The sequence below is a fragment of the Halegenticoccus soli genome (assembly GCF_002844195.1).
Classification (GTDB): domain Archaea; phylum Halobacteriota; class Halobacteria; order Halobacteriales; family Haloferacaceae; genus Halegenticoccus; species Halegenticoccus soli.
Window position 1 is genome coordinate 19,240 of the sequence record NZ_PEND01000005.1, and the last position, 12,349, is coordinate 31,588.

General features: G+C 59.6%; 9 protein-coding genes and 1 pseudogene. 4 read left to right on the forward strand and 6 right to left on the reverse strand.

Going from position 1 to position 12,349, the window contains the following annotated elements; translation table 11 throughout:
- Nucleotides 1-16: 16 nt before the first annotated feature.
- The 3 genes and pseudogenes from CNO20_RS14035 to CNO20_RS14045 all read right to left on the reverse strand — a co-directional run.
- Nucleotides 17-507, reverse strand: a pseudogene (locus CNO20_RS14035) (RNA-guided endonuclease InsQ/TnpB family protein); the annotation flags it as partial.
- 431 nt (nt 508-938) lie between these two features.
- Nucleotides 939-2,057 (reverse strand): glycosyltransferase, encoded by a 1,119-nt coding sequence (locus CNO20_RS14040; protein WP_101296766.1) that lies wholly within the window; start codon nt 2,055-2,057, stop codon nt 939-941.
- 85 nt (nt 2,058-2,142) lie between these two features.
- Entirely contained in the window at nt 2,143-3,603 is a 1,461-nt protein-coding gene (locus CNO20_RS14045; RefSeq protein WP_101296767.1) for an O-antigen ligase family protein, read from the reverse strand.
- A gap of 222 nt (nt 3,604-3,825) precedes the next feature.
- On the opposite strand from CNO20_RS14045, the gene CNO20_RS14050 reads away from it, so the two are divergent.
- The gene (locus CNO20_RS14050) at nt 3,826-4,647 is read left to right on the forward strand and encodes an undecaprenyl-diphosphate phosphatase (RefSeq protein WP_101296768.1); all 822 of its coding nucleotides are present in this window, start codon (nt 3,826-3,828) and stop codon (nt 4,645-4,647) included.
- A gap of 35 nt (nt 4,648-4,682) precedes the next feature.
- Here the strand turns inward: CNO20_RS14050 and CNO20_RS14055 are convergent, their stop codons facing one another.
- Together CNO20_RS14055 and CNO20_RS14060 are read right to left on the reverse strand one after the other, a co-directional pair.
- Nucleotides 4,683-5,801, reverse strand: a complete 1,119-nt coding sequence (locus tag CNO20_RS14055; protein WP_101296769.1) for a glycosyltransferase family 4 protein — start codon at nt 5,799-5,801, stop codon at nt 4,683-4,685.
- Nucleotides 5,798-6,922, reverse strand: coding sequence for a glycosyltransferase family 4 protein (locus CNO20_RS14060; protein ID WP_101296770.1), 1,125 nt, complete (start codon nt 6,920-6,922; stop codon nt 5,798-5,800). The genes CNO20_RS14055 and CNO20_RS14060 overlap by 4 nt, the downstream gene beginning before the upstream one ends.
- 300 nt (nt 6,923-7,222) lie before the next feature.
- Between CNO20_RS14060 and CNO20_RS14065 the strand changes: the two genes are divergently transcribed.
- Both CNO20_RS14065 and CNO20_RS14070 read left to right on the forward strand, forming a co-directional pair.
- Nucleotides 7,223-8,158, forward strand: coding sequence for a VOC family protein (locus CNO20_RS14065; protein ID WP_101296771.1), 936 nt, complete (start codon nt 7,223-7,225; stop codon nt 8,156-8,158).
- A gap of 223 nt (nt 8,159-8,381) precedes the next feature.
- On the forward strand, nt 8,382-9,884 hold the full coding sequence (locus CNO20_RS14070; RefSeq protein WP_101296772.1) for an amidase: 1,503 nt from the start codon (nt 8,382-8,384) through the stop codon (nt 9,882-9,884).
- Between the two features lie 744 nt (nt 9,885-10,628).
- Here the strand turns inward: CNO20_RS14070 and CNO20_RS14075 are convergent.
- Nucleotides 10,629-10,808, reverse strand: a complete 180-nt coding sequence (locus tag CNO20_RS14075) for a hypothetical protein (RefSeq protein ID WP_101296773.1) — start codon at nt 10,806-10,808, stop codon at nt 10,629-10,631.
- A 359-nt stretch (nt 10,809-11,167) separates the two neighbouring features.
- On the opposite strand from CNO20_RS14075, the gene CNO20_RS14080 reads away from it, so the two are divergent.
- The gene (locus tag CNO20_RS14080; RefSeq protein WP_101296774.1) at nt 11,168-12,328 is read left to right on the forward strand and encodes a CBS domain-containing protein; all 1,161 of its coding nucleotides are present in this window, start codon (nt 11,168-11,170) and stop codon (nt 12,326-12,328) included.
- Nucleotides 12,329-12,349 lie beyond the last annotated feature (21 nt).

Genomic DNA, 12,349 nt, shown 5'->3' on the forward strand with positions numbered 1-12,349 from the left:
TTCCCCCCCCCTCGTGCTTGAGGGGAGGACTTCCTGCTTCCACGACATGCTTTGTAGACACAACAGTGTCCACAGGGAGCGCAGTCTCCACAGGCATTGCTTCGGAGTGTCCCACTTCTACCATCTTGAGACTGCGAGAAATGATATCCACGCCGCATTCGCGTCTCTGTCCGCCTCGAATCCGCAGGCAGGACAGGAGTGTTCACGGACCCACTGCGGCTTATCCGTCGAAACGCTACAGGATGCACAGACCTTGGTCGTTCCACGCGGATTCACGGCGATAAAATGTGTTCATTCGCGTTCACACTTGTACTCGAGCATTCGCAGAAACGTTCCCCACGCCGCACCTGCGTGGTTCCGGCAGTTCGACGGGGGTTCCATCAACCCCTTCGCGTTCAAGTCCTCGACCGCTACGAGGTCGTACCCCCGAGCGTAGTACGCTAAGAGCGTGTGCAGGAAGACACGACGCTTTCGCTTCAAGTCGGCGTAGCACTTTGCTACTCGTCGATCTTCTCCCGGATGAACGACGAGAGATTTAGGTGTTGTTTCTGAATTCACTCGTCTTGGTCTTCACGGATGGTCATTGTTTTTCGCTTCACTGTCTGCATACACTGCATCAAATACGTCGTAAGTACATCGATAGTACATTGTGGGCCTATGCCTACCGTGGCACAGTGTATGAAAACCGTACGGTGCTGTGTCCCTATCTCAACGAGCGGTGAAGCCGCAAGTAAGAAGAAGACTTAGCGCCTCAATTCAATTAAATAGCATCGCTATAATTTTGAGTCTGATCGATTCGTAAACACCACATTCTCCGACGCTAAATGTGCTTGGAGGCACTTGTTTTAACTCTAATTTCAAACAAACTCACTAATTAGTTTACTGGTGCCATTACAAAAATAGATATGTAAGAATCTTTTATCAGTCGAAATGGTCGATTAGATGTCGTTACTCACCACGTCGCGATAGACGGCTTCAGTTCCTTCGAGCATCCGCTCTGTGGTGAAGCGCCGCTCGACACGTTCTCTTGCGTTCGCTCCATAAATGTCCCGCCGGTCGGGTTCCGCGAGCAATTCATTGATCGCGTTAGCGAGGGAGGCGGCGTCCTTCGGCGGGACGGTCAGTCCCGTCTCGCCGTCCTTGCTCACCCACGGAACGCCCGTTGGAAGGGAGGTATTGATGACCGGCGTGCCGGTCGCCATCGCTTCGAGTTGGACGACCCCAAACGCTTCGCTCGGTGCGATCGAGGGAAGAACAAATATGTCCGCTGCTTCGTAACAGTACCGCAGCAGTTCCTGTGACACCTTTCCAAGGAACGTAATATCGTCGTCCACACCGCGATCACGCATCCGACGTTCGAGCGCCTCGCGCCGGTCTCCGTCGCCGACCACGAGAAGATCAGCGTCGACCTGCACCATCGCGTCGATCAGGTACTTAACCCCCTTATAGTAGCTCAGCCGGCCGACGAACAGGAGGGTGGGACGAGACGGATCAACTGGCAGGTCGTATGTCGGGCCAGCGTAGTCTCCAAACGCGTCTAGATCGATGGAAAGGGGGACAACCTCGCACTTATCGCTGAACGGTTTGAGGTGTTCAGAGTGCTGGAGGAGGTTCGGCGAAGTGACGATAATACGGTCGGCACGTTCGAGCAAGCGGTACAAAAGTGGTCTGTATGCTTTCAGCGCTGTCGCTTGCTTTACAATGTCGCTGTGGTAGGTGACGACGATAGGAGGTCGGTGTGATCCTGTCAGTAATTGCGAAACAACAGCGGTCGGATTCGGGAGGTGAATATGGAGGAGATCTGCATTGCGACTGGCGTCCCGGAGATGGTAGGGGAACGTTGGGCAAATCGGCACCGATTGGACGGTGGCGACGGTCGCTACTTTGACGACTGGAACACCGTGGATTCGCTCGCGTGTTCCTCTCCCTTTGCGAACGGACGCTAGTACCTGAACGGTATGCCCAGAGCCGTGAAAGCCTTCTGCGAGCGTCTGTACTACCTGTTCGAGACCGCCGACCTCTGGATAGTAAAACTTGCTTATCTGCTGAATATTCATGAGTAGTTGTGACAGTTCGGTTTCCTCATGAGTAACTTAGGTAATTTATGCTGCTTGTTGGTGTCTGGTGGGTTTCCTACATCTTTCATTGTCGATTACTCCACGTTTCGAGCTTTCGATTGGCTTGAAGCCGACTTGTTAGCGACGATACACTGGTCACCTCGTCGAGAGGTGGTGACCCGTCGAGGATGAGATAGCCGAAGACGATTGCTCCACATACGGCGATGAAAGTGTATTGGAACAACGTGTATGCCTCGAACATCTGATGGATCGCGCATCCCGATGCGAACGCGAGTATCCCTGCATCGACGCCCGGCTTGCGGAACACACCGTCAAGGACGCTCCCAAAGGTGAGAACCAGATACGCAAATCCGCCGAGCAGGCCCGCTCGGAGGAAAATTGATATATATGAATTGTGGGGGCTAAAACCACGGAACTGGGTGAGGTATGGCTCAAGTGGTTCGCTTGGGTCGATGAGTCCAGCACCGAAGAGAGACGGGTCATTGAGAATCGCTTGAAGACCCGCTCCCCAGAGCGTGAACCGTCCGTTGGAGCTGATACCAATAAGTGACAAAAATATGGCCAATAAGAACAGCCCGGTCATGCCGATAATCGCTGTAAATCCGATAGGGAGGGCGTTGCGCCCAAACAGAACATAAACCCCGTACAGTGAGAGCGCAATCCCGGCGGCGAGCCATCCCGCCCGGCTATACGATAGATAGAGGCCGAAGCCATTGAGCAGGAACATCATTCCGGGCAGGATCCAGACGGCGGGAACCGAACTGTCGGCGTAGGACCGGTATGCTGCAAGTGCGGCTGCAACCGTACCCGCGAACGTGAGTCCGCCAGTCGTGTTTGGATTCGGAAAGATTGACTGTAGATACCGAAACTCGAATCCAATAAGGGGCATTGTCGTTTGGGTTCCCCACAGTTGAAAGGACAAGCCGAACAGCGTGTACTCCCCGAAAAGATACATTGGTAGGCTAAGCGTGACGACGGTGGCAGAGAGCACGCTAATTGTCCAGAAGAACGCGTCCCGGGACACGTATCGCGGGAAAACAAATAACGCTAATCCCATTAGAGTGCCGGATTTGATTGCAAACCTAACGAGACCGCTGCCGACGGCTATGTTCGGAAGATGCGAAAAGAAGGCGCCAAGCATGATTGCAAAGGCCAATAGGTAGACAATATTCCGTCTGAAGAATTCAAGCGGCTCTGCGTTCGCGGCGAGCACAAAGAGTAACAGCAAATACACAATCCCAAATTTCGCTACTCGTCCAGGATTTGCTACCCCAGATTCATTCACCGCTAATAACGCCCCGATAAGCAATAGACATACTAAAATATACGGGATAAGCCAGGTTAGAGCAAACGTGAAATTCAAATTATTTGTTCGGTATGCATGCCAGGCAAACCCGATTGCAGCAAACACGAAGAAGGCATAAAGGAGGTTGCTTAGCGTAAGCCACTTTGCTTCAAATGAAGTGTCCATAAGGATAACACTTGCAAGGAGGACTATGCTAAAGAAATTCAGGAGCTGCTTCATTACCTTTCACATGAGATTTCGAAACAAGGGACATAAACATGTTGGCCAAACCAATACTTATCCCAACATATAATATTCATATCAAATGATGCGTTCTGGCAAACCGGTCAAACAGGCCATAGTATACTACCAATGTTGGAGGTAAGGAAGTAGTTGTATTTATACTTCCATGAGGCACTATCAGCCGAATCGACTTTATACGAGCGATTACCCATAGTCGTTATGGATCGTGACCTCATCGTCGCCTTCGTTGCGGGACTTCTACAGGGAATCTTCGAGTGGCTTCCTATCTCCAGCGAAGGGAACCTTGCAATCGCTTTAACGGCCATAGGGTCGAGCCCAGAGGCTGCCGTTGCATACGCCCTCTTTTTACACCTTGGAACAGCATTGTCGGCCACCGTTTATTACCGAACTGAACTCCTTTCGGTTCTCCGAGTAATCCCTTCTTGGCGGCTAGAAGAAGCGTTCGACGCTGAATCGTCGACGCTTTCGTTCCTCGTCATTGCGACAATCGCGACTGGGATGATCGGCGTCCCGGCCTACCTCATTCTCGGCCATCTCATCTCTGAACTAACAGGGGGCGCGTTCGTTGCAGTCATTGGCCTTCTTCTCGTTGGAACCGGGCTCCTCCAGCGGTTCGCTGGATCACTCCAACTGGGCAACCGCTCCCGCCCAGACTTCATTGATGCTGTCATCGTCGGCGCACTCCAGGGACTTGCGATCCTTCCTGGTGTATCGCGCTCTGGAACGACCGCGAGCGCGCTGCTCTTGCGGGGTCATGACGGCCCCGCATCGTTCCGCCTCTCGTTTCTCCTCTCAATTCCAGCTGCAATCGGCGGCGGTGTTGTCGCCGTCCTCGACTCGGGCGGCCTTCCGGAGCTCTCGCTTCAGGCCGCCCTCGTGGCCCTTGCCACCGCAACTGTCGTCGGATATGTCACGATTGATGCCTTGATGCGACTTGTCCGCCGCGTTCCCTTCTGGGGCGTTTGTGTGGGCCTCGGCAGCCTCGCTATTATCGGCGGAATCGGGTTGCTCGTCGTCTGACCCCTCTTTATTTAGTTCGTCTCTTTGCCGCTGTGTCAGCGCTTCACTTCCCGCGCAGCGCTCTTGTATACCGCGGCTGTCTGTCTTGCGGTACGGTCCCACGTGAACATCTTTGCTCGTTCACGTCCTCGCTGTACGAGTCGGTCTCGGTAGGTGGTGTTGCTGAGCGTGCGTTCTAGCCCCTCCGCGATCGAGTCGATGTCCGTGGGATCGACGAGACATGCAGCGTCGCCGGCAACTTCCGCCATGGCCCCCCGGTCGGAGGTGACAACCGGTGCGCCGGCACTCATCGCCTCGAGGATCGGCAGCCCAAACCCTTCATAGAGCGATGGGAAGGCAAACGTTGCCGCGTTACGATACAGCCACCCCAACTCCTCGTCGGAGACGAAACCGAGCGTCTGAACCCCTTCGCCCGGTTCGAATGCCGCGTCGGCGAACACGCGCTTGGTCGGCCCGACAAGCGTAAGCGATGCCGGGTCGGCGACTCGTTTCCGGTATCGACCGTAGGCGTCGACCAGCCGTCGGAGGTTTTTCCTGGGGTTCATCGAACCAACAGACAGGATATACTCACTGGGCTGTATGCCCTCGACAGGCAGAGCATCCTCGATGGGGACGTCCTCTGGAGGCGGCGTCAGACCGTTGTGAACGGCGACCGTTTTCCCCGCGGCCTGCGGGTAACGGTCGATGATTTCGTCGCGGGCGAACCTTGAGACGGTGATGATCCGATCAGAAACGCGGACAGCTAATGGCGTCAAAACGCGGTACAGCGCCGCGTAACTCCGCGAAAACCACTCCGGGTGAACCACAGGCGAGATGTCGTGGATTGTCGTCACGAGCGGAATGCGAGCTAGTACTGGTGGCTGTCCTGCCGGAGTATGGAACACATCGACATCGGCACGGCCAAGTTTGCGTGGAAGCACCACCTGCTCCCACAGGTGGGCTCTCGGGCCGCTGTGGGCCGGTGCAGGCACTCCGGCGCTGGTCACGTTGTCGTGAGCATCAAGCTTGTCAGGGACCGAGTTGACCCCGAAGAGGACGAACTCTGTGTCCGATCCTTCCTTTTCTGCAAGCGCCGCGATGAGCTTTCGGGTGTACCGGCTTACCCCCGCCGGATTTGGTTTCGTCAGTGCTCGGGCGTTGATGCCGATTCTCATGTTGTCACCCGTTCGACGACGTTCCGAATGTTCTCTTTGAACGCTTCTCGGGTGAATGGAAGTTTTGTGGCTTGAAAACGGCCTCTAATCTCTCGCTGGAGCTTCGGATCGGAGAGGACCCGATCGATCTTCGTCACTGCCTCCTCTGGCGAGTTGTAGAGGAGCCGGGGATCCTCAGCGAGGATCTCTCGTTGGCCGCCGCTGTCAGGTGCGAATGGAATTGTCCCGCCGGCGAGCAACTCTGCGACCGCGATTCCGAAGTGCTCGTACGGTCGCCCGTGGAGGCCGTAGCGGTGGTTCGCGATCAGTTCGAGCAGGTGTTCGTGCTCTACGGCCCCCTCGACGCGGACGAATCCGAGCTCGTCCGCCCGCTCTCTGACCTGGTCGCAGTACTCGCCATCGGTCGTCGGACCGACGACGTGGAGGTGCACGTCGTGTCCGCGCTCGCGGAGCGTGGCGATGATTTCGACGTTCCGCAGGACGCGCTTGCTCGGTCCGATCCGGCCGATCGTCAGGAATCCCGGCTCGCGGTCCTCCCACGGACGCGAGGGGAACTGCGACGTGTTGACCGGCGGGTACACGACCTCCGCGGTCGCGCCGTACACGTCTTCGACGACGTCCGCCGTCCACTCCGAGTTCGCGAGCAACACAGCCGATCTGACGCTCGACACGTCGATCCCGGCGAGGGTTCGGCAGGCGGCGTCGTACGCCCTGTGCGCCGGGTCGACCTTGTCGATGCCGGGGTCGGCCGCGGCGAACTGCGGACTGTGAACGTACTGGACGGACGGCGTTTCGAAAGCGAACTCGTTTTTCGTGCTGAGTACCAGATCGAACTCGTCCTCGCGGCGGCGAACGTACCGGCCGAGGAGCGCGGCCTGTAGCTTGAGCAGCCGATGGCCGGCCGCCTCGCGTACTCTCGGCCCCAGCGCGCCGGCCAGCTCGATCCGAACGTCGGTCACGTCGGTCCGGAAGTACTCGTTCAGCGCGTCGAGGTCGGGTCGGTCGAGCGCGAACAGCGTGAGCTCGTGCTCCGACTGGAGCGCTTCGAGCGCGTGCATGCACACCGATTCGGCGCCCCCGCGTATCGCGAGATTCGGATGGACTACCGCGATCTCGGCCATGTGGGGTTCCGTTGTTCAGCAGCGCATAATATCGTTGCGGGCGAACCGTACGCACCCGCTCCCCGGTCGTCGTGGCTGAAACGTTCCGAGGGAGGACGTCTCCGGACTGAACGCCCGACTATCCACGACGGCCGTTATCAGACAGGCATCGATGCCCAACTCAGCTGGAAACCTGAGTCGGTCTCGGGCGTCGATCGACCGCGAGCGAGCGAATTTTTGCTCATACGCCAGCAACTGATATAGATCGGATCTCGCTACGCTTCCCACAGGATTATTCGGCAAGAACGCGTACCTGCTCGTGTGCCAACACCCACCCCCGGCATCCACCACGTGACCGCCATCGGAAGCGACCCCGGGCGAAATCTCGAGTTCTATACGCGGACGCTCGGACTCCGCCTGGTGAAACGGAGCGTGAACCAGGACGACGTGTCGGTCTATCACCTGTTCTACGGCGATCACGGCGGCACTCCCGGGACGAGCATGACGTTCTTCCCGTATCCCGACGCCCGCTCCGGACGAGTCGGTACCGGCCAGGTCAGCACGGTCGCGTTCCTCGTTCCGGAGGACTCGGTCGACTACTGGACCGATCGGCTCGCCGACGCCGGGGTCGACGCCGATGAACCCCGCGAGCGGTTCGGCGACACCGTCCTCCCGTTTCGGGACCCCGACGGTCTCCCGCTCGAACTGGTAGCGCGTGCGGACGCACCCCGAGGCCGTCCGCCGGATGGCCCCGTCCCCGACGAACACGCGGTCCGCGGGTTCTTCGGCGTGACGCTCTCGCTGACGACCGCTACTCCGACCGCAGATCTCCTGCAGACGATGGGGTACGACGAGGCCGACGCCAAGCGCGACCGCCAGCGCTACGTCGCCGACGGCGACCTGGGATACGTCGTCGATATCCTCGAAGACCCGCAGGCCCCTCGAGGCCAGCCTGGCGCCGGTACCGTCCACCACGTGGCGTTCCAGGTGACCGAGACCGAGCAACCCGAGTGGCGCGACGTTCTGATCGAACGGGGCCTCAGACCGACGAGCGTCATCGATCGCAAGTGGTTCAAGTCGGTCTACGCTCGCACGCGCGGCGGTGTCCTCTTCGAGTTCGCCACCAAGTCGCCCGGATACACAGTCGACGAAGACCTCGCCGACCTGGGTGAGCGGCTGGTGCTGCCCGAGTGGTTGGAGAGTCGGCGAAACGAAATCGAATCGGGTCTCCCGGAACTACCGGTCGAGTCCGGATGATCTATCAGATTGTTGTCTATTTCTCGGACGGGCCACTACAATCTCGGCCAGTCGCGGTTCGTCGAACGGCGGCCCGCAATATCGCCATGGACGAACCAGGTGCACCCGCTTCACAGTTGACGCTTCAGAGGAACTCTGCGTGGGGAATTCGCGGTCTCTGTGAAGCCGCTACCTGCACCCTTATGTCATTCGGTAACGTACCACGATGTGGTGCAGAGGGAAGATGTCATCCGTCGCGTTTGAACTGGAGGAGGCGACGATCGACGAAATACACCGGGCGTTCGAGTCGGGCGATCTGACGAGCCGGGAACTCGTCGAACGGTATCTCGAACGCATCGACGCCTACGACAGGGCCGGGCCGGAGCTCAACTCGGTCATCCTCGTCAACGACCGGGCGGCCGACAGAGCCGCCGAGTTGGACGCCGAGTTTGAGGAGAGCGGCGAGTTCACCGGACCGCTCCACGGGATCCCCGTACTCGTCAAAGACGCTCTGGAGACGGCCGACATGCCGACGTCGTTCGGCGCGAAAGCGTTCGAGGACTACGTCGCTGAACGCGACGCGGCCGTCGTAGCGCGCCTCCGCGAAGCCGGGGCGATCATTCTCGCGAAGACGACCCTGCCCGACTGGGCGACCTCCTGGTTCGGCTTTTCGTCCATCGCGGGCCGAACGAAGAACCCCTACGCCCCCGACCGGGATCCCGGAGGATCGAGCAGCGGCACCGGGGCGGCCGTCGCCGCGAACCTGGGCGCCGTGGGCATCGGAACCGACTGCGGCGGCTCGATCCGCGTCCCCGCGTCCTTCGACAACCTCGTCGGGTTCCGCGTGACGCCGGGGCTGATCAGCCGAGCGGGCGTGAATCCGCTGGTCTCGCACCAGGACACGGCCGGTCCGATGACCCGGACCGTTCGAGAGACCGCCCTGCTGTTGGACGTTCTCGTCGGCTACGACGAGGCCGACCCGCTCACCGCGGTGACCGAGCTCCGGCGCGTCGACGGTTCGTACGTCGACCAGCTCCGGACCGACGCGCTCCGCGGCGCGCGCATCGGCGTCGTCCGCGACGCCTTCGGCGACGACGCCAACGCGGCCCCGGTGAACCGTGTGATCGAAGGCGCGCTCGCGGCGATGCGTCACTCGGGCGCGGTGCTCGTCGATCCCGTCGAACTGCCGAACCTCGGCGACCACCTCTCCCGGACGATGCTGTACGTCCTGCAGTCGAAGCGGGACATCAACGACTTCCTCGCCGAGCGGGACGTCCCCGTCGATACCGTCGAGGAACTCTACGAGACGGGCCAGTACCACGAGCTGCTCGATCTCTTCGTCGCGTTCGTCGAAGACGGCCCCGAGGACCTGGAGGACAACCTCGAGTACTGGCGAAGCCGCATGGCGCAGTACGCGTTCCAGCGGGAGATCCTGAGCGCCTTCGCCGAACACGACCTCGACGCCATGGTCTACCCGGACGTCCAGGTGATCCCGCCGACCGAGACCGAGATCCGGGAGGGGACGTACGAGACGATGACGTTCCCGACGAACACGCTCATCGCGTCGCAATCGCTGTGCACCGCGATGTCGGTGCCGGCCGGGTTCACCGACGACGGCCTCCCCGTCGGGATCGAGTTCCTCGGCCGACCGTTCGACGAACCGACGCTGATCCGCCTCGGCTACTCGTTCGAACAGGCGACCCACCACCGGCGGCCGCCTGAAACGACGCCGCCGCTCTCGGAGTAGTAACTCCTCTTTGACGGTAATTTATAGGTGCGTCCGGTCTCGGTACCCCCGTCCGGACTGATTCGCCCGAAGATGACGGTGCCAGCCAACGCGGAGACCGGGGGTTTCACCTCTACCGATGGGGCTCGCGTCAATCCACCGGACTACCGCCGATCTGTAGCCGTAAAAGCGTCCGCAGATGCCACAAATTGGAACACGGGGCACATTTGGAGCCAGACGCGTACTCGGTGTAGTAGCCGACTCTGGAAACGCTTTTAGACGGAGGTTCTACCACTCACAAGTAGGTGCCGGACGATACCGAACTCCGTGAACGGAATTATAATACCTTGGATGATCTGTTTATACTAGTTGTTGGGGTCGAATCTGAATCCGTTGGCCGAACTCAATAGGGCTGAAAGCGCGTTAAACAGTTCATTCGACGTTCCACACGCCGGCCGCGAGTGCGTACAAAGCACGGTGTAGCGACGTGCGACGATCAGCTAAAAATCGGTCGTAGAAACCGCATATAACGCCCGATATATCGACGCTTGACTCGGTTCACAATTTGCATCAGTAGACCGATCCGAGAGCCGAATTCGTCCAATTACCACTGTTGAACTACTGTGTCTCATCCAGAGTACGTGGTTCGATTTACAATCGAAAAGGAACGTTCGTCCGCGCGTGAGATCCAGTAGAGTCACTCACGCATCACTACACGTCCGATCTTTCTGTCGACGCGGTCGAGAGGATGCACTCACTACCGGCTCACGGCGCTCGATAGTAGCTTCGTTCACCCGCGCCGACGTCGACAATGCGGCGCTTCAGCCCGCCGTTGTCCACGAGTTTATCCAAGATCGAACTGACGGTCGCCAGGTCGAGAAAACAACCGATGTACTCGCCCAGGTCGGCAGACTCGACGTTCACCTCCGACCACCCCCGGTCCATGACCTCGACGGTAATCTCGCGGACGTTGTACGCCCTGTCGTGGTTCTCGTGGAGGGACTAAACGATTTCGTTCTCGATGGAATACCGCTCGTCACCGCGCTCGAACGTATCAGCGTCGATCGGCATACTCGCCCTATCGGCGGCCGAAGTATAAACCACCGGACCGTACTCGATCCACGTTTACCGGTAGGGAGTCGGGAATCGGATACGCAACCCAACGTTCGACGGGGTCGACGAGAGGAACTGTAGTTTCAGTTGACGCAGGCAAAGCCGACACGGACGTTCCCAGCAGAGGCGGCTGTCGGAATCGACCGCGGTGTGGGGAGTCGACTAATGGGGCTGCAGTCCATAGTACCCTCATGGCAAGCATACGCGTCGGTTCCGTGCTCGGAATCCCGATCAGACTCGGCGTCTCGTTCCTCCTGGTCCTCCCGCTTTTGGCCTACCTCATCGGCTCGCAGGTCGGCGTGACGGTCGAGCTGATAAATGGAATCTTCCGGAGCGCCATCGACTCGGGGCCGCTCACCGAGGGCGTGCTCCCGTGGCTGCTGGGCGTGAGTGCCGCCCTCGGGCTGTTCGGCAGCGTCCTCCTGCACGAACTGGGGCACTCACTCGCGGCGCGCAGGTACGGACTCAGCACCGAGTCGATAACGCTGTGGTTCCTCGGCGGACTCGCGCAGTTCGCGGAACTGCCCGACGACTGGCGGCACGAGTTCGTTATCGCTATCGCCGGGCCGATCGTGAGCGTCGCGCTGGGGCTCGTCTGTTACGCCTCGTTCGCCCTCCTTCCGGCTGATCTACCCGCAGCGCAGTTCGTGATCGGATACCTGGCCGTTCTCAACGTGGTGCTCGCGGCGTTCAACATGCTGCCGGGCTTTCCGATGGACGGTGGTCGGGTCCTCCGCGCGTTCCTCTCGCGCAACCGCCCGCGGCTCCGCGCGACGCGGATCGCCGCCGCCGTCGGAAAAGGGTTCGCATTCCTGCTCGGGATCGCCGGCATCCTCTCGTTCAACCTCTTTTGGATCGCCATCGCCTTCTTCATCGTTATCGCTGCGACCGGGGAGACCCGGCAGGTCGTCATGGAGGCGGCGTTCGAGGGGTTGACCGTCGAGGAGATCATGACGCCGACGCCCGAACTCGACACGGTGTCCCCGGAGACGTCGCTTGACGCCCTTCTCGACCGGATGATCCGCGAGCGCCACACCGGCTACCCGGTCGTCGATGGCGGCGATCTCGTCGGCATCGTCACGCTCGAAGACGTTCAGGAGCGTGCGTCCGAGCGCCGCGACGGCCAGACCGTTCGGGACGTCATGTCGACGGATCTGGTGACGGTTTCGCCCGACAGCGAGGCGATGAGGGCGCTCACGGCGCTCCAGCGCGAGGATGTCGGTCGGATCCTCGTAACCGATGCCGACGGCTCCCTGGCCGGTCTGGTCTCGCGGACCGACCTGATGACAGTTTTCGAGATCGCCCGGACGAGCCAGTCGAAGTCCATCGCCCCACGGACGATCGAGCAGTGACCATCCCCCGTTCACAAGGTG